At 32.2% G+C, this 18,760-nt stretch carries 12 protein-coding genes; 7 read left to right on the forward strand and 5 right to left on the reverse strand.

Annotated features, from left to right (window positions below; all coding sequences use genetic code 11):
- Window positions 1-5: 5 nt before the first annotated feature.
- The 4 genes from BUC03_RS07220 to BUC03_RS07235 all read left to right on the forward strand — a co-directional run bounded on the left by BUC03_RS07220 (window position 6) and on the right by BUC03_RS07235 (window position 7,108).
- Window positions 6-1,625 (forward strand): RagB/SusD family nutrient uptake outer membrane protein, encoded by a 1,620-nt coding sequence (locus tag BUC03_RS07220; RefSeq protein WP_073149772.1) that lies wholly within the window; start codon window positions 6-8, stop codon window positions 1,623-1,625.
- Window positions 1,626-1,637: 12 nt separating this feature from the next.
- Entirely contained in the window at window positions 1,638-2,795 is a 1,158-nt protein-coding gene (locus BUC03_RS07225; protein WP_073149774.1) for a SusE domain-containing protein, read from the forward strand.
- A gap of 57 nt (window positions 2,796-2,852) precedes the next feature.
- Window positions 2,853-5,660 (forward strand): alpha-amylase family glycosyl hydrolase, encoded by a 2,808-nt coding sequence (locus tag BUC03_RS07230; RefSeq protein ID WP_073149776.1) that lies wholly within the window; start codon window positions 2,853-2,855, stop codon window positions 5,658-5,660.
- A gap of 74 nt (window positions 5,661-5,734) precedes the next feature.
- Complete coding sequence (locus BUC03_RS07235; RefSeq protein WP_073149778.1) at window positions 5,735-7,108, forward strand: alpha-amylase; 1,374 nt, start codon at window positions 5,735-5,737, stop codon at window positions 7,106-7,108.
- Window positions 7,109-7,167: 59 nt separating this feature from the next.
- On the opposite strand, the gene BUC03_RS07240 is transcribed toward BUC03_RS07235, so the two are convergent.
- Together BUC03_RS07240 and BUC03_RS07245 are read right to left on the reverse strand one after the other, a co-directional pair.
- A complete protein-coding gene (locus BUC03_RS07240; RefSeq protein ID WP_073149780.1) occupies window positions 7,168-9,003 on the reverse strand; it encodes a DUF885 domain-containing protein in 1,836 nt (611 codons plus the stop codon).
- 6 nt (window positions 9,004-9,009) lie between these two features.
- Entirely contained in the window at window positions 9,010-10,866 is a 1,857-nt protein-coding gene (locus BUC03_RS07245; protein ID WP_073149782.1) for a CocE/NonD family hydrolase, read from the reverse strand.
- Window positions 10,867-11,048: 182 nt separating this feature from the next.
- On the opposite strand from BUC03_RS07245, the gene BUC03_RS07250 reads away from it, so the two are divergent.
- Genes BUC03_RS07250 through BUC03_RS07260 form a run of 3 tightly spaced genes read left to right on the forward strand, consistent with a single transcriptional unit; the run spans window position 11,049 to window position 13,536 of the window.
- The gene (locus tag BUC03_RS07250) at window positions 11,049-11,636 is read left to right on the forward strand and encodes a penicillin-binding protein activator LpoB (protein ID WP_073149784.1); all 588 of its coding nucleotides are present in this window, start codon (window positions 11,049-11,051) and stop codon (window positions 11,634-11,636) included.
- A gap of 11 nt (window positions 11,637-11,647) precedes the next feature.
- Window positions 11,648-13,141 carry a COG3014 family protein gene (locus tag BUC03_RS07255; RefSeq protein ID WP_073149786.1) on the forward strand — a complete coding sequence of 498 codons (1,494 nt, stop codon included), beginning with the start codon at window positions 11,648-11,650 and terminating at the stop codon, window positions 13,139-13,141.
- Window positions 13,142-13,143: 2 nt separating this feature from the next.
- The gene (locus BUC03_RS07260; RefSeq protein ID WP_073149788.1) at window positions 13,144-13,536 is read left to right on the forward strand and encodes a hypothetical protein; all 393 of its coding nucleotides are present in this window, start codon (window positions 13,144-13,146) and stop codon (window positions 13,534-13,536) included.
- Window positions 13,537-13,819: 283 nt separating this feature from the next.
- Here BUC03_RS07260 and BUC03_RS07265 read toward each other — a convergent pair whose 3' ends face one another.
- From BUC03_RS07265 to BUC03_RS07275, 3 genes are all read right to left on the reverse strand, one after another.
- Window positions 13,820-15,865 (reverse strand): protein-disulfide reductase DsbD family protein, encoded by a 2,046-nt coding sequence (locus tag BUC03_RS07265; RefSeq protein ID WP_073149790.1) that lies wholly within the window; start codon window positions 15,863-15,865, stop codon window positions 13,820-13,822.
- A complete protein-coding gene (gene tilS / locus BUC03_RS07270; protein ID WP_073149792.1) occupies window positions 15,855-17,171 on the reverse strand; it encodes a tRNA lysidine(34) synthetase TilS in 1,317 nt (438 codons plus the stop codon). Before tilS ends, BUC03_RS07265 begins: the two co-directional genes overlap by 11 nt.
- Before the next feature lie 146 nt (window positions 17,172-17,317).
- A complete protein-coding gene (locus BUC03_RS07275; protein WP_073149794.1) occupies window positions 17,318-18,613 on the reverse strand; it encodes an anthranilate synthase component I family protein in 1,296 nt (431 codons plus the stop codon).
- Window positions 18,614-18,760 lie beyond the last annotated feature (147 nt).

Below are 18,760 nucleotides of genomic sequence, written 5' to 3' on the forward strand. Positions count from 1 at the left end.
GAATTATGAAAATAAATTTTATAAATAAATTTTTCTTAATTATCCCGGCACTAGTGTTATTCTCTTGTCATGATGATTTAGATCAAGATCCTATAGATCCAGATAGTTTTACCGAAGCAGACGTTTTTGCAGATGAAACAGAAGCAAAAAGTGCCTTAGCTAAATTATATGCAAGTTTAGCTTTAACAGGGCAAGAAGGTCCTGCTGGTCAAGCCGATATTTCTGGTATAGACGAAGGTACTTCTCAATATTCAAGAATGCTATTCAGTTTAAATGAATTAACTACAGATAACGCTGTGGTAGGTTGGGGAGACCCAGGTTTACCAGACTTACACGCTATGAGTTGGGGAGCTAGTAACGATTTTACTACTGCTATGTATTATCGTTTAGCACAAGAAGTTTCTTTCTGTAACTCTTTTATTAGCAATGCACAATCTTTAAGTTCTAATGAAGTAGACTCTTTTATTGCAGAAGCAAGATTTTTAAGAGCTTTTGCATATTATAATTTGATGGATTTATATGCAAGCGTTCCTTTAACAACACAAGTTTCTACCACCTTACCAGAACAAAATTCTAGAGAAGAAATATTTTCTTTTGTTGAATCTGAATTATTAGAAATTGAAACTCTTCTAAAAGAAAGTGGTACTAATGAATACGGACGTGTAGATAGAGTTGCTGCTTGGGCTTTACTTTCTAAACTTTACTTAAATGCAGAAGTATGGATTAATGAAGACCGTTACACAGATGCTGTAACCTATTCATTATTAGCAATTAATTCTAGCTACTCTATCAATACTACCGATGCTAACGGTAATGGCTCTGCTTACGACGAGTTATTTATGGCAGATAACAATAGTAATGGTGCACAAAACGAATTTATTTTCGCTTTAAATTTTGATGGTAATTCTTCTAGAACTTATGGTGGTACTACCTTTTTAGTACACGCCTCAAGAGGTGGCTCTATGGATGCTTCTGCAGCTGGTATTAACGGTGGTTGGGAAGGTTTAAGAACAACTAAAGCCTTAGTAAATAAATTTGATTATGCAGTTACTAATACTGAAGATGGAGATCCAGTAGAATGGGCAGATGGTAGAGCAATGTTTTATACAGATGGTCAAAATCTAGAAATAAATACTATTTCTAACACTTTTACAGACGGGTATGCTATTACAAAATTTACTAACATAGACTCTAACGGAAATGCTGGTAGTGATGAAGGTGGAGATTTTGTAGATACAGATTTACCACTTATAAGAGTAGCAGAAATGTACCTTAATTATACAGAAGCTGTTTTAAGAGGCGGCGCTGGTGGAGATTTACAAACAGCAACTTCATACATAAATGAATTAAGAGAAAGAGCATTTGGGAATAATAGCGGTAATATCTCTTCAGCAGATTTAAGCCTAGACTTTATTATAGATGAAAGAGCACGTGAATTGTACTGGGAAGGACAACGAAGAACAGATTTAATTCGTTTTGAAGAATTTACTACAAGTAGCTACTTATGGCCATTTAAAGGTGATGCAAAAGCAGGTACAAGTGTAAGTGACTTTAGAAATTTATTTCCTTTACCAAGTAACATTATTTTAATCAACACCAATTTAACTCAAAATCCAGGATATTAAAATTATATAACCATGAAAAAATTAATATACATAGTAGCTATATGCACCTTAGCATTAGGTTTTAATGCTTGTGAAGAAGAAGATGAATTTACATTTATTGCTAGCGCTAGTAATACAGCAGATTTTTTGTTTACCAATTCTGTTGCAGAAACTTATAGCCTAAGTGCATTAGTCGCAGATAACCCTGCAGAAAGATTTGTATGGAACGAAGCTGACTTTGATGTAGAGACTCCAGTTAATTATGAATTGCAAGGAGCAACAACAGAAACATTTGATATATATACTACCCTAGCGGATGTAACAGAAACTAATTATTCTGTAACTGTAAGTAGTATGATGACTTTAGCTACAGAAGCAGGTTTAGACAACGATCCAGAGACAGAAGCTCCAAATTCAGGGATGCTTTATTTTAGAGTAAGAGCTTACGTTGGTGCAGATGCAGGAAATGTTGTTGAGCAATTCTCAGATATGCTAACTTTAAATGTTGAATTAGTTGAAAATACTTCAGAAGAACCATTACCACAATTTCCTAATTTATTTTTAGTGGGTAATGCTACAGCTGCCGGTTGGGATAATAATAATCTTAATTATCCTCTAGTGAGAGACCCTGAAAATGAAAATCAATTTTCGTATACAGGAAAATTTCTAACTGGAGATGAAGTAGGGTTTAAAATGTTAGAAACTAAAGGAGCTTGGCATCCACAGTGGGGTCAACTTGCCAATATACTATCAAGCAGTACTCCTGAAGGTGAAAATGAACCAGATTCATTTACTGTTGATACCGAAGGATATTATACAGTAACAATAGATAAAGATGAAAACACTTACGAAATAACATCTTATGATGAATCTTCTGCTACTTCTTATGGCTCTATTGGTTTTATAGGTTCAGCGATAACAGGTGATGATACTGGCTGGAATGATGATGTTGATATGACTCAATCTACTTTCGATCCACATATTTGGTATGCTACTGAAGTATCTTTATTTGATGGAGAACTTAAATTTAGAGCAGATAATTCTTGGGATGATAATTGGGGAGGAACAACTGAATTTTCAGGTTATGGTGTATTCAATTCAGCTAATAATATTCCTGTAAGCGAAGCTACTTATGATATTTGGCTAAACGATTTAAATGGCAATTATATATTGATTCCAGTAGAGGAATAATTAAAATAAAAAAAGGCTGTAGAAAAACTACAGCCTTTTTTATAAAACGAAATTCATATGAAAAATAAAATACTTACCATAGTATGTATGCTCTTTGCAAGTATAATGTTTGCACAGCAGCAAAATGCAACCTTTACAATAACACCCGCTCAATTTAATCCTAGCGATCAAATAACTGTTACGGTTTCTAACATTAATTTATCTACTTGGGGCGTTTCAGATTTGTATTTATGGGCGTGGTTTTACGATTTTAACGATCAAAATCAACAAGATTCTCCTACTAACGGAAGTTGGACCTCATCAGACAACTCTCAAAAATTTACAGATAATGGTAATGGTACTTATTCTTTTACATTTGTTCCGCAAACCTTATTTGGCACCTCTAATATTGGTAAAATTGGAATGTTAGCTAAAGCTCAAGATGGTACTGGAGATAATAAAACGCAAGATCATTTAGTTGAAGTAGGCGTTTTTCAATTTAACTTAAACAGTCCAACAGATAATGTTTCCATTTTAAATAGCGGAAGTAATCTAACTATAGATGCCACTACTACGGTAAATGCAAATTTTGAGCTATTTGCTAACGGTACAAGCATAGATACACAAACCAATACTCAAAGTTATACCCATAATTACACTTTAACTCAAGATACAAATTTTGAGCTAATAGCTACAGAAGTTTCTACCTCTGCTGTTTTATCTGAAACTTTTCAAGCTATTATCACACCAACTCCAACCCAAGCAGCAGTACCAACAGGTATGGAAGACGGTATAAATTTTGATCCTAATAATTCTACAACAGCAACTTTGGTACTATATGCTCCAAACAAAAGCTTTGTACATCTTATTGGTAATTTTAACGATTGGGTAATCGATAGTAATTTTTTAATGAATTATGATAGCACACAAGAAAAGTACTGGATTACTATAAATAACTTAGACCAAACGGGAGATGATATTTTATTTCAGTATTTAATAGATGGAGAAATTAATGTAGCAGACCCCTACTCTACTTTAGTTTTAAGTCCGTATGACGATGCGTATATATCTACTTCAACTTTTAATAATATACCAGCATACCCTTCAGATAAAACTTCAGAAGCTATTTCTTGGATTAGAAGAAATGCACCAAGTTATACTTGGCAAAATACCAGCTTTACTCCACCTGCAAAAGAAGATTTAGTAATTTATGAAATTTTGATTCGTGATTTTGATGATATTCAAAATTTTGATGCGGTTAAAGCTAGGCTTAATTATTTAGAAAGTTTAGGAGTAAATGCTATTGAGTTAATGCCTGTTTCAGAATTTGATGGAAATTTAAGTTGGGGGTACAATCCTGCTTTTCATATGGCATTAGATAAATACTACGGAACTCCAGAAATGCTAAAAGAATTTGTAGACGAATGTCATTCTCGTGGTATTGCTGTTATTTTAGACGTAGTTTATAACCACGCCACAGGTCAAAGTCCGTTATATAGAATGTACAACGATTGTAATGGTTGTACCGGTGGTTCTCCATCTACAACTAGCCCATATTTTAATGTAAGCGCTACCCATTCTTATAGCGTATTCAACGATTTTAATCACCAATCTCAAGCAACACAAGATTATGTAAATAAAACCGTAGAATACTGGATAGAAGAATTTAAAATAGATGGTTACCGCTGGGATTTAACTAAAGGTTTTACACAAAATTGTAGCGGTAGTGATAGTTGTACTAATAGTTACCAAGCAGATCGTGTACAAGTACTAAAAGATTACGCAGATACCCAATGGGCGGTAGATGCAGACTTCTATATTATTTTTGAACATTTAGGAGGCGGAACTGCGAGAAACGAAGAAATAGAATGGGCAAATTACCGTCTAAGTGAAGGTAAAGGCATTATGTTTTGGAATAAGCATACAGAAACTTATAACGAAGCAACTATGGGTTACCATAACGGTTCTGACTTTAGTGATATTTCTTACCAAAATATAGGATTAACTTCTCCTAGAAATGTAGGTTACATGGAAAGCCACGATGAAGAACGTTTAATGTATAAAAATTTAGCCTACGGAAATTCTAACGGAAGTTACGATGTAACCAATCTTGCTACTGCACTAGAACGTATGGAAACTGCAGGTGCATTTTTCTTTACCGTTCCTGGTCCAAAAATGATTTGGCAATTTGGAGAGCTAGGTTACGATACCAGTATTTTTACGTGTGAAGATGGTACAATACCTACCGATGATTCTTGCAAATTATCTGAAAAACCAGATGGTTGGGATTTTTTAACAGAAACAAACCGCACCAATCTATACAATGCTTATGCTGATATGATTGAACTAAAAAAGAATAATGAAATTTTTGCAACCGGAAATATTACGATGGATGTAGATAATAGTAACGGACTAAAATCTATTCATCTAGAAAACACCAATGCTACTGGTAGCGAAATAGAATATGTAACCATTATTGGTAATTTTGGAGTAACTACACAAAGTATAGATCCAGAGTTTCAAGAAACGGGTACTTGGTATAATTTAATGAACGGTAATTCTTACCAGGTAAGCAATGTAAATACAACCATTTCTTTAGTACCAGGAGAATATTATATTTATGCTAATGAAGAATATACCTTGAGCACAAAATCTACAGAAGCCTCTACCATTGTCCTCTACCCTAACCCGAGTAACGGTAGTATTTATTTAACTGAAGAAGTAGATACTTTACAGATTTATGATCTTACAGGAAAACAAATAATTTCTGAAAATAAAATTCTTACCAACCAAGCCATTAATGTTTCTGTTTTACCTACAGGAATTTATCTAGTACAACTAGAACAAAATGGTAATAGAATTCAGAAAAAATTAGTGATAAACTAATATCACAATTAACCGAAAAGAGAAGTAATTAACATTGCTTCTCTTTTTTTTACTTAATTATTAAATCTTTTTTTATGAAAAAAAATTACTTATTAGCAACTTTAGCTTTCTGCATTGTATGCATAGCTTGTTCTTCTGATGATTTTACAGATACAGTTTCAGAAGAAAATTTAGTAGAAACAACTACAGATTTAACTCCTACTACAAATTCTATATCTACAGGTACAAAAGTGATGATGCAAGCATTTTACTGGGATGTTCCTGCTGGCGGTACTTGGTGGAATACAGTTTCTACAAAAGTACAAGATTGGAATAATGCTGGTATAGATGCCATTTGGTTACCTCCTATTTCTAAAGCTCAAAACGGTCCATTTTCTATGGGATACGATCCTTTTGATTATTTTGATTTTGGTGAGTATAATCAAATGGGCTCTACAGAAACTAGATTTGGTTCTAGACAAGAATTAGAATCTCTTATACAGAACGCACATCAACAAAATTTAGCAGTTATTGCAGATATAGTAATTAACCACAATAGTGGTGGTGATTTAGAAAGTAATACATATACAGGAACTGATACTTATACAGATTTTAATCCTGCATCTGGTAAATTTTACCGTTCTGCTACAGATTTTCATCCAAACGATACGCACTCCAACGATACGGGTATTTTTGGAGGTTATCCAGATATGTGTCATAACAAAAGTTATGTACAAGATTGGTTATATAAGCAATCTTATTCTGTAGCACAATATTATAAAGATACGTTAGGTATTGATGGTTGGCGTTTTGATTATGTAAAAGGTTACGAGCCTTGGGTGGTTAATGCTTGGACCAACGAAGTTGGAGGTTTCGCAGTTGGAGAGTATTGGGATGCAAACGTAGATTTATTGAATAATTGGACAAATGATGCACAAGCTTCTGCTTTCGATTTTGCTTGTTATTATAGAATGAAAGATGCTTTTGATGGTAACGATCTTACCAAGTTACAAGAAAATATGCTTTGGAAAAGAAATCCTATGAGAGCAGTAACTTTTGTGAGTAATCACGATACTAATGAAATTTATAATGGTAAAATGTTAGCTTATGCCTATATTTTAACCCACGAAGGTTATCCTTGTGTTTTTTATCAAGATTATGAAGAATGGTTAGATAAAAGTAAACTAAATAATCTTATCTGGATACATAATAATAAAGCAGGAGGTAGTACAGATATACTACACGTAGATCAAGATGAATATATAGCGAGAAGAAATGGTTCTCCTGGTTTAGTTGTATATCTTAATAATAGTGATTCTTGGCAGGAGCGTTGGATACAAACCAATTGGTATGGATCTCAAATTAAAGATTATACAGGCAACTCTAATTGGGAGCCTTACACACAATCTAACGGATGGGTAAAAATACAATCTCCTCCAAATTCTTATAGTATTTGGAGTACTAAGTAACTCAAACAAAAAAGGAGAAGCGGTAATTGCTTCTCCTTTTTTTATATTCTTACTAAATCCTATTCAGTTTTAGTAGTTAATTTTTCTTCTATATAACTTTCTACTAAATCTTCTAACACATCTAAAGGCACTACTCCATTAGTGAGAATAACTTCATGAAACTCTCTAATATCAAAATGATCACCCAAAGCTTTTTTGGCTTTAGCTCGTAATTCTAAAATTTTAATCATTCCTATTTTGTAAGAGGTAGCTTGTCCAGGTAGTACAATATGTCTATCTACCATTTTTATACAATCACCTTCTGCATTTGGTGTATTGTCTTTATAATATTGAATTGCTTGTTCTCGCGTCCATTTTTTAGAATGAATACCCGTATCTACAACTAATCTACAAGCACGCCAAAGCTCTGCCGAAAGTCTACCAAAATCTGAATACGGATCTTTATAAAATCCTATTTCTTTAGGTAAAAGCTCACTATAAAGCGCCCAGCCTTCTATATAAGCTCCATAATATAGATGTTTTCTAAATTCTGGTATACTATCTAATTCTTGAGCTATTGCAATTTGCATATGGTGTCCTGGTATCCCTTCGTGATATGCTAAAGATTCCATTTCATATTTAGAAACTGATTTCATATCAAATAAATTAACATAGTAAGTACCGGGTCTAGAACCGTCTTCTGCAGGTCTTTCATAAAAAGCAATTCCGGAATTTTTTTCTCTAAAAGCTTCTACTGGTTTTACAACAATTTCTGCTTCAGGTTGAGTAATAAATAACTCATCAAGATTAGAACGCATATGATTAATAATAGACTTAGAATCTGCTAAATATGCATCTTTTCCTTTTTCATCTGGGGGAAAATAAAACTGATTATCATCTCGCATAAATTTAAAGAAATCTTCAAAAGAACCTTTAAAGTTCACTTTCTTCATAATTTCTTTCATTTCTTGATGTATGCGCTCTACTTCCTCTAAACCTATTTGATGTATTTTTTCAGCAGAAAAATTTGTAGTTGTGTAATGTTTTAATTGATTTTTATAGTAATCTTCTCCCTTAGGAAATTTCCATACCCCGTGATCTGACGTTGCTCTTTGATCTTGGTCTTTTAAAGTTTCTGCTAATTTTTCATAAGAAGGTTTTACATAATCTTTTAAAGCTTTTTTTGCTTCTAAAATGAGTTGTTTTTTCTCTTTTGCTGAAATTTTTAAAACAGAAACTTTATCTGTAAAATCTTGAAGTAAAACACTATTTTTTTGAGATTCACTAAACGGGATACCAGACATCATCGCTTTAGCATCGTCTAGGGCCTGAGTAAAAACAAATTTAGGAGGTAAAATTCCGTTTTTCTCACGTATTTGCATATTATTAATAACGTCATCAAAAACTTTTTTTAATCCTTTTAATCGCTCAATATAGGCCTTAGCATCGGCAACAGAATCTATACGGTGTTGATTAATAAGAAATGCAGGAAGACTGGTATGGTAACCATCCATTTGATTAATTGGGTAGTTATAAAACCTAAATTTATAACTCTCTATTTCTTGCTGAAGTTCTCTCTTCATCAAATTATAACTCAATTTTTCTGAAGAAGTAAGTGCATTGGTATTAATGCTGTCTTTTAAAAAAGCTAAGCGGTTTTTTGCCTTTTCTAAATCTTTAGGATAGTTAGTGTGTGCAAAATTATCCCATTTCCCGTAGTTGGTTTTTAAACCGATTTGGGTTTGTAACATAGGAGAATCTGCTAAATCTTCTTGATAAGTTTTATCGAAAAAAGCTTGCAACTGTTTTGATTCTTTCTCTATTTCTGCAGGGGTTAATTCTGCTTTCCCCATTTGTTCTTTACAAGAAGCAAAAAAAGTAAAAACAGCAATAAATGCTATAAATTTTAATTTCATTATATTTTATTTTTCTAATACAGTAAACTCAATAGAAGAGTCTCCAAAAACAGTATGTGTTTGTTTTTTATAATCGCTTTCTTCAGCTTTAAAGATATTAGGCACAAAAGTTTGAGGATTTAAATTGATTAAAGGAAACCAAGAACTTTGTACTTGAACCTGAATTTTATGACCTTTTTTAAACGTGTGATAAATACCTTGTAAGGTTAAATCTATATCTGTTTTTTGGTTAGGTACGCTTGCTTCGGGTTTTTCAAAACCATTTCTAAATCTTGCTGGCATTACTTCACTTCTTACCATCATATGATAGTTAGACATTTTTAAATGGTTTTGTACTTCTTCTGTATCTTCTGCATCTGCAGGGTAAACATCTACTATTTTTACTACCCAATCTGCATCTGTACCTGTTGTTGCCACTTTCAATTTAGCTTCAATTTCTCCCGCCATGGTTATATCTTCTTCTAAAACTTCAGTTTCAAAAACCAAAACATCTGGTCTTCTTGCAGCAAAACGCTGATCGTCGGTCATATATTTTCTTGGCGTGAAAACAATTTTTATATCTTCTGAATATGGAATAGGTTTTTTAGGATCACTAATAAACTTGTTTTCAAAATCTTTGTTAGCAGTATTTTTTAATGTTTGATTTTCTCCTAAATAATAAGTTTTCTTTTTAGCAGCTTTTGGTGGCCAAGCCTCAAAAGAAGTCCACTCGTGGCAACCAGTATCAAACATCATTGCTTCTGGTAAAGGAGATTTTTTTGCTTTTCCTTCTTCTTTTAAAAAATAATTAAAAAAAGTAGTTTCTACGTTTTTCTGATAGTTTTCAGAAATATCATCTCCAAAATAAACATTACCTACTGCTTGGCGTTTACTTAATCTTGCCCAATCGCCGTGGCTCCAAGGACCGTAAACTATTGTGTTATAATTTTTACTATTTTCTTCTATAGCTTTATAACTTTGAAAAGGACCGTATAAATCTTCGGCATCAAAAAAGCCACCCACATACATAACTGCAGTTTTAATTTTCGCCTCTTTTAAGTGCTTAATAAGTCCGCGGTCTTGCCAAAACTTATCGTAATTAGGATGCTCTTTTAACTGATTCCAAAAGAAATTATCTGGATAGTATTCGTCTAATTTACTAATTGGTGTGTGGTCTAAAAAAAATTGATATTGGTCTTTACTAGGCAATTTAGGAAAACTGTACCAAGACTCTGTGGTAGGTGCTTCGGTTTGGTTACCAAAAAGTGCCGTTGCCATAAAATAGCTTAATAAATATGCACCATTGTGATGAAAATCGTCAAAAAAGAAATCAGATATACTAGCTTGTGGAGAGGCAGCTTTTAATGCTGGATGCCCAGAAAGTAAAGAATAAGAAGTGTAAAAACCAGGATAAGAAATACCCCAAGTACCTACATTACCGTTATTATTATCTACATTTTTAATTAACCACTCTATCGTATCATACGTATCGCTAGCTTCGTCGGTTTGTTTTCCTTTTTTATTCGGAATAAATGGTCGCATATTATCATAATCGCCTTCACTCATCCAACGACCACGTACATCTTGATAAACGATAATATTACCCTCTTTCATTAAAAATTGATTGGGCCCAATTTTAGACCTAAATTGACCTTCTCCATATGGTTTAGAACTATAAGGCGTTCTTTGCATTAAAATAGGGTATTCTTTAGAAGTATCTTTTGGTGAGTATATAGTGGTGTGTAATTTTACACCGTCTCTCATCTCTATATCTACTTCTTTTTTAGTATAATGTTCTTCTACCTTATAGTCGTTTTGCGCTATAATTTGAAGTGAAAAAAATGTTAATAAAACTAAGGTTAAGTTCTTTAAGTAGGTTCTCATTCAATCATATTTTTAAGAAATCGCTTAAAGATAGTACAATTTAAATTCTGAAAAAATCTATAATTTACCAATAACACCTCTAAATAAATAATAATCAGCATTTTAAAATTTTTTATAAAACACATAATTTTATAAAATATTAACTAATTTAGATGTGTTAAAATCAATAACAGATAATTATTATGAAAAAATCTTTTTCGCTTTACGCCATTTTATTATTATTTTCTTTTGCTATTGTTAGTTGCGGTCAAAAAGTAACTCGTGTGAGTGAAGATACAGTAACTGATCTTAGTGGTAAATGGAATGATACCGACTCTAGACTAACTGCTGAAGAAATTACTAGTGAAATGATGGCTCACCCTTGGTATAATACTTACATTTCTCAAAATGGTGGAGAAATACCTGTACTTATTGTAGGTATGATTACCAACAAATCTCACGAGCATATTGCTACAGAAACCTTTTCTAAAGATATTGAAAAAGCTGTAATTAATAATAGTAGAATGCGTTTAGTACAAGCTGGAGCTATGCGTGAAGAGATAAGAGCAGAACGTGCAGACCAACAAAATTATGCCTCTGCCTCTAGCATGAAAAGTTTTGGATTAGAACAAGGAGCAGATTTTATGTTGCAAGGTACTATTAACTCTATTGTAGATCAGTACAAAAAAGAAAAAGCAATTTATTACCAAGTAGATTTAGAATTAACAAACTTAGAAACTAACGAAAAAGTTTGGATTGGTGATAAGAAAATTAAAAAGCTGGTAAACTAAGCACATTTTTTATGCGTATACCAACCAAAATTTGGTTTCAATATTTATCTGTGGGAGTTTTAGCTTTTTGGCTAAACTCCTGCGGAATTACTTATAACGATAGGTCTTTTGAGTTTCAGAATGAAGTTTATTACCGAAATTTTGATAAGGCAGCCGCCCTTATAGAAGACAATAAATTTCTATCTAAAAAAAGAAACCGTCTGCTTTACCTCCTGGAAAAAGGAAAAGTAGAACATATGAATGCCAATTATAAAGAAAGTAACCAACTTTTGGAAGAGGCGTATACCCTTATAGAAAACCGAATAACTAGTAATACAGGTCAAGTTATAGCAGCTAATTTGACTAACCCAATGGCTGCTCCATACCAAGGAGAAGATTTTGAAAAAGTAATGATACATTACTATATGGCGCTTAATTATTTTCAATTAGGTATGCCAAATGAAGCATTGGTAGAAGCTAAACGTATTAATATTAAGCTTCAAGAACTCAACCAAAAGTATAAAAAGAATAAAAATAAATATGCGGAAGACGCTTTTGCGCAAATTTTACAAGGTTTATTATACGAAGCAACTGGAGATATAAATAACGCTTTTATAGCCTACCGTAATGCAGAAGAATTATATACAGAAAATAATAGTTCTTATTACGGAGTACACTTACCGCTTCAACTACAAAAAGATCTAGTAAGAACTTCTAAACAGTTAGGCTTTACGCAAGAATATAAAAAATACTTAAAGCAATTTAATTTATCAGAAAATGATATACACCATTCTCCAGCAGAAGCAATTATTTTTTGGGAAAATGGCTTAGGTCCAGCAAAAGACCAAACACAAATTACTGCAGTAGATGGTGCTTTTATTGCGGTAGATGATGCTAATAACTCTATTTTTATTCCAATTCCGCCTGGTACTAATTTAGGAATCACTTCTATTGCTATACCTAAATACGTGCAAAGAGAAAGCTATTATAAAAGTGCTCGTTTAATTTATAACGATCAACAAACTTCATTTGAATTAGCAGAAGATTTTTACCCAATTGCTCGTCAAACATTAAACGATAGAATGTTGAGAGAAGCAGTAAATATTGCTTTAAGATTAGGAGCAAAAAAAGCAACAAGTGCTGGTTTAGGTGCTTTAGCTAAACAGTTTTTAGGTGAAGATGCAGAAAGTTTAATTAAAACTGGAGCAGACATAGCTGGAGCAGCCACAGAGAAAGCAGATACTAGAAACTGGCAAACCTTACCAGCTACCATTAGTTACGCAAGAGTACCACTAGAACAAAAAAACAATACTTTTATTATAGAAAAATATGGTATTTCTACCGATAGAGATACGATAACCATTCCGTATAAAAAAGGCTTGCAATTAGTTAGTTATTATGATGTTGGTAAAGCAACTACCAATTACGTACCTCCAACCTATAAAATAAAACAAGATACCTTACCTCCGCCTCGAGTTAAAAAAATTATAGCTAAAGATTCTGTTTCACGATTTAAACTCAAATAAATATGAATATAAAACTACGCGATGTATTAATGGTAAGTGCCGTTTTGTTTTTAGGTTTTATAGCCTATTCTAACTTTAGTAATAGACCTCAAAACTGGTACTCTACTAATTGTTATGAGAAAATTCAATATCAGTTAACAGCTAACGGAAAAAAAGGAAATAGGTTTAAATGGATAGTAAAATTCAAAAATAATTACCATCAGTTAGTTACGTTTAATTATGGGGTTACCGAAGAAGAAAATAACTACCTTACCACTCACCGAAAAACATTACAAGCACACGAGGTTAGTGAAAATATAGAGATTTACACAGAATCTGATAATTTTTATATACTCGTAGATAAATTAAGTCTTCATATTTCTGGACAACCTACAGAACCGTGTGAAGAAAATTAAGCCTTTTAAAAAAGTATCACTTAAATCTTCATACTTCTTTTCTTTCTTTTTAATTAGTGTAAGCAAATCTGTTCTTAATTAACTTTTAAAGGAATAGATATATCTACAGATTTTGTAATTAGAAATCTCAATAGTTCTTATCTTCACATTAATCTTCTAAATGGGACTATAAAAATAAAATTCTGTTGATTTATTTATAAATATATATAACATTTTTAAGATGATAAATAAAAAAGCTCTTGAAATTTCAAGAGCTTTTTTATTCTGTATTTTCTAAAAATATTTACTTTTTAAAACTGTCAATACCTTTTTGTAACCAACTTGCATACTCTTCTACATCTGGAGTATAGCCAACAGGCTTATTTAACCTATTTTCTTCGTGATCTAACATAATATAGTAAGGCTGTGCATTTGCGCCATACTCTCTTATCTGAAAATCGCTCCATTTATTACCAATAGTTCTAATACGTTTTCCTGTGGTTTTACTAGTATATTGTTCATTTTCTGGCAAGCTTTCTTTCGCATCTACGTAAAGAGAAATAAGTACCATTTCATTTTTAAGTTTTCCTAAAACTTGAGGTTCACTCCACACGCGCTCTTCCATTTTTCTACAGTTAATACAAGCATAACCTGTAAAATCTAGTAAAACGGGTAAATTTTGTTCTTTTGCATAAGCCATACCTTGCTCATAATCTTCAAAAGTAATAATGTCTTGCGGTCCTAATTTGGCGTGCTCAGGGAAATCTTTTATTTCTGAAGATGCACCACCACCTGTTTTAGAGTACCCTACACCATAAGGAGCTTCACTATAATTCATTGGAGGCGGAAAACCACTTATCATTTTTAAAGGAGCTCCCCATAAACCTGGAATTAAATAAATGGTAAACATTAAAACAACAAGCCCTAAGCCTAATCTACCTACAGAAATATGTGGTAATTCTGAATCGTGTGGTAATCTTATTTTTCCGAAGAGATAAAAAGCTAGGGTACCAAAAATTGCTATCCATACGGCTAAGAAAATTTCTCTTTCTAAAATATGCGCTTGCAATACTAAATCTGCATTCGATAAAAATTTAAAAGCCAAAGCTAATTCTAAAAATCCTAAAAATACTTTTACTGTGTTTAACCAACCACCAGAACGTGGTAAAGTGTTCATCCAAGCAGGGAAAAGTGCAAATAAACCAAACGGAATGGCAATTGCTAAAGAAAAACCTAACATACCAACAATTGGTGCCAAACCACCGTTAGATGCTGCTTGCACTAGCAATGTACCTACAATTGGCCCTGTACAACTAAAAGAAACAATAGCTAAGGCTAATGCCATAAAGAAAATACCAACTACTCCACCTCTATCTGCTTGTCTGTCTACTTTATTAGCCCAAGAATTTGGTAGCATAATCTCAAAAGCTCCTAAAAAAGAGGTTGCAAAAATAATTAATAAAATAAAGAATATAACATTAAAAGTAACGTTGGTAGATAAGGCATTTAAAGCATCTGCTCCAAAAATACCAGTAACCAATGTACCCAATAGCACATAAATAACTACAATAAAAAATCCGTATAAAAGGGCATTTCTAATTCCTTTACTTCTTGTTTTACTTTGCTTGGTAAAAAAACCAACCGTCATTGGTATCATTGGGAAAACACACGGCGTTAACAAAGCTAGAAAACCAGAGAAAAATGCTAAAAAGAAAATAGTAAGCGTACTTTGGCTTTCGTCTTCTATTTCTGTAACAATTTCTTCTCCAGATTGTTTTACCTGACTTAATTCTGAAGCTTCTTCTGTTTTTTCTTCTGAAGTGTTTGTAGGAGTGGCTCCATAAGCCTGAAAATCATCATAATTCTCTAGAAACTTTACTACATTTTCTTTCAAATCGAAAACCACGTAGTATTGCTGATTGATACAACTTTCTTTACAAACTTGGTAGCTTAGCTCCATTTTAACCACCTGAAGGGCGACATCTTTTAAAGTTATATTTTGGGTAAATTGAGCTTCTTCTTCAAAGTATACTTCATCTACTCCAAAAATTTCACTAAACTGGGTATGAGACTCACTTTCTGTAGTTTCTCCTACTAACTCGTAATCTGTTTCTGCATTAAGGTAATTAAACCATAACGGTAACGGGCCACCTTCTGGAGTATTTTGAGAATAAATATGCCAATGTTCTTCAATTTCTGCGTTTAATGTAAATTGATAAGCATTTTCTTCTGTTTTTTCAATGCTTCCGTTCCATTTTACAGGTTCTACCACTTGCGAAGTAGTACCAAATTGAGCTTGTACAGAGGTTATAAATAGGGCAAGAAATACAAATAAAATATTATTTCTCATAAGTTAGGGTAAGTTTTATTATAGTTGTTGTATTAGGTTCAATTTTAAAACGATGATCACTACGGTGACCAACTACCCAGGCTATTTCTTCATTAGAAAGTAAAACCCAAGTATTTTCTTTTTCAATTGCTGAAAGCTTTTCATCTTTCAAGAAATCACTTATTTTCTTCTTCCCTTTCATTCCAAATGGTTGAAAACGGTCTCCCGCTTGCCACTTTCTTAGGGTTAAAGGATAACTTATTTTTTGCGCGGAAAGATAAGCAATGTTTTGGCTAAAATCTTCTAAAGTGTTAACATTTTTAACTAAAATTTGTTTGTTATCCCACTTAATATGTGTTTGCCCTTCTTCTATTTTTATTACTTGATTTTCTTGAATATTTAGCTTACTCAAAATCAATACTTCACGATCTCTAATTAAACGATGTGTGTTAGAGAACACTTGTTTACCGCTTTGCGCTTCTAGTAAATTATTAACATCTTCCCAAGCAGTAAAACCAAACGGATGCAATAATTGATAGATTACAGCCTTTGTATTGGGAGTGTTTTTTAAATTAGTTACATTTAAATAGTAATCACCATTTATTTCTTTTACTAGTTTAGAAAATAACAGCGTAGTATAATCTTCTAATAAATTGGCAGTATCTTTTAAATATTGTTGTGTTTTGTAAAAATTTTGAAGCAAATTTTCATTCTCTTCCTCTAAAACAGGGGTAATGTGATGTCTAATTTTATTCCGTAGGTATTTGTCTGATGCATTAGAGCTATCTTCTCTCCATTTTATTTGCTTTTTCTGTGCGTATTGTAAAATTTGAGCTCTAGTAAATGGGAGTAACGGACGTATAATTTTACCATTTACTTCAGGTATTCCCGTTAAACCTTGTATGCCAGTACCTCGAGAGGTATTAATTAAATAAGTTTCAAAACTATCATTTAAATGATGAGCGGTACATATATATTCTATGTTATTTTTTTCTGCTAAATCAAAAAACCATTCGTATCTTAATTTTCTAGCAGCTAACTGAATAGAAAGTTGTTGATCTTTAGCAAATGCTTTGGTATTAAAATTTTCTACAAAAAGTTTTACCTCTAATTGTTTGGCTAAATTTCTAACAAAACTCTCATCGCCATCACTTTCTTCTCCTCTTAAATTAAAATTACAATGAGCTAAAGCAAAATCTATATTTGCTGTTTTACATAAATATGCTAAAACTACGCTATCAATCCCCCCACTGATGGTTAATAAGCATTTTTTATTTTTTAAAAAAGGGAAATTAGATGTTATATGTTGCTGAAATTCTTTTGTCATATTATTCCCAAATATAGCAAGAACTTCAAGATAAATAGGTAACCTATATTACAGATTTATTGGTGAATTAGTAAAGAGAATTTAAATGTTGCTTTTAACTTCATTAGGCTCGTATTATTTTTAGAAAATAATAAAATAAAGAAAGGTTATTTTTCTAAAGCTCGGTGCATTGCTGCTGCTTTAGTTAAACACTCTTCATATTCTTTTTTAGGATTAGATTTAGCTGTAATTGCACTTCCTACAGAAAAGCTTACGTATTTTTTTGCTGAATTATATAAAATACTTCTAATTATAACATTAAAATCAAAATCTGCATCTGGAGTGAAATAACCAACTGCACCACTATACAAACCTCTTTTAGTAACCTCTAGCTCTTCAATAATTTTCATTGCAGAAATTTTTGGAGCTCCCGTCATACTTCCCATAGGAAAAGTAGTTTTTAAAACTTCTACTGCAGGTATACTTTCTTCAAGTTCAGAACTTATGGTAGAAATTAATTGGTGTACTTGCTCAAACGTGTACAAACCACACAGTTCTTCTACTTGAACGCTTCCTTTTTTTGCAGTTTTAGATAAATCATTTCTCACTAAATCTACAATCATTACATTTTCAGAAAGCTCTTTTGGATCTATTTTTAGGCTTTCTTTTAGAGCCTCATCTTCGGTAAGATTGGGTAAACGCTTGGCAGTACCTTTTATAGGTTGCGATATTATTTTTTGTTTTTCTTTTTTAATATATCTCTCTGGGCTAGCAGACATTAATTCAAAATCTTCTAATTTTAAATAAGCTGCAAATGGTGCTTTAGATATTGTATTCAGCTTTAAGTAAGCTTCTATACTATCTATTTCTGCATTTTCTGCAAAAAACTCTTGGCAGAAATTAGCTTCATAAATATCTCCTCGATGAATATAAGATAGCATCTTCTCTACTCTTTCTACATATTCATTTTTAGTTAATCTAGATTCTATTTTAATTGCCTCTGCACTGTCTGTTTTAGTTACGACTACATTTATTTGCTGAATATCTTCCCAATCTTGGTCCATTTCATCTTCAACCACAGACAAATAATGTAATTCTATTTCATCTTTTTTTAGAAGAAATATTTTTTGAGGCTGAAAGAAATAAAGATCAGGGAAACATAAACCATCATAATTTTTAGAACTTAAGCGTTCTACATCATTTTTTAAATCGTAAGTTAAATAACCAAAAATCCAATCTTTTGTAGTTTGTTGGTACTCTTGTAATTTAATAAACGCTTGATGAGCATCTGTTTTTAAAGCAGTAAAAGCATTTACAGCCAAAATAGCTTCATAATTTACTGTAGAAAATGGGTAACTGTTAGAATCTAGCCAGATCACCTCTTCTTGAGAATGGGCCCACTTTAGCAATTTAGCTTTAAAATCTTCTGTAATTGAAAAAGAGTATATTTTTTGGCTACGCATTAGTCTATTTTAAGATTTGAAGCAATTAGTTAATAAAATTAAACTGATATTTTTTAAGGCTAAAATTATTCTTTTTACTGATAAAACCTTTTTTAAATTATGAATTTCAAAAATTTAACACCTATAAATACAAGTAATTAAATAAGA

It is taken from the genome of Mesonia phycicola (assembly GCF_900141885.1).
GTDB lineage: Bacteria > Bacteroidota > Bacteroidia > Flavobacteriales > Flavobacteriaceae > Mesonia > Mesonia phycicola.

Coding starts and splice junctions, on each gene's coding strand:
- BUC03_RS07250 (WP_073149784.1), top strand. CDS start 11,049: ATGAAAAAATCTTTTTCGCTTTACGCCATTTTATTATTATTTTCTTTT.
- BUC03_RS07240 (WP_073149780.1), bottom strand. CDS start 9,003: ATGAAATTAAAATTTATAGCATTTATTGCTGTTTTTACTTTTTTTGCT.
- BUC03_RS07265 (WP_073149790.1), bottom strand. CDS start 15,865: ATGAGAAATAATATTTTATTTGTATTTCTTGCCCTATTTATAACCTCT.
- BUC03_RS07220 (WP_073149772.1), top strand. CDS start 6: ATGAAAATAAATTTTATAAATAAATTTTTCTTAATTATCCCGGCACTA.
- BUC03_RS07255 (WP_073149786.1), top strand. CDS start 11,648: ATGCGTATACCAACCAAAATTTGGTTTCAATATTTATCTGTGGGAGTT.
- BUC03_RS07235 (WP_073149778.1), top strand. CDS start 5,735: ATGAAAAAAAATTACTTATTAGCAACTTTAGCTTTCTGCATTGTATGC.
- BUC03_RS07230 (WP_073149776.1), top strand. CDS start 2,853: ATGAAAAATAAAATACTTACCATAGTATGTATGCTCTTTGCAAGTATA.
- BUC03_RS07275 (WP_073149794.1), bottom strand. CDS start 18,613: ATGCGTAGCCAAAAAATATACTCTTTTTCAATTACAGAAGATTTTAAA.
- tilS (WP_073149792.1), bottom strand. CDS start 17,171: ATGACAAAAGAATTTCAGCAACATATAACATCTAATTTCCCTTTTTTA.
- BUC03_RS07260 (WP_073149788.1), top strand. CDS start 13,144: ATGAATATAAAACTACGCGATGTATTAATGGTAAGTGCCGTTTTGTTT.
- BUC03_RS07225 (WP_073149774.1), top strand. CDS start 1,638: ATGAAAAAATTAATATACATAGTAGCTATATGCACCTTAGCATTAGGT.
- BUC03_RS07245 (WP_073149782.1), bottom strand. CDS start 10,866: ATGAGAACCTACTTAAAGAACTTAACCTTAGTTTTATTAACATTTTTT.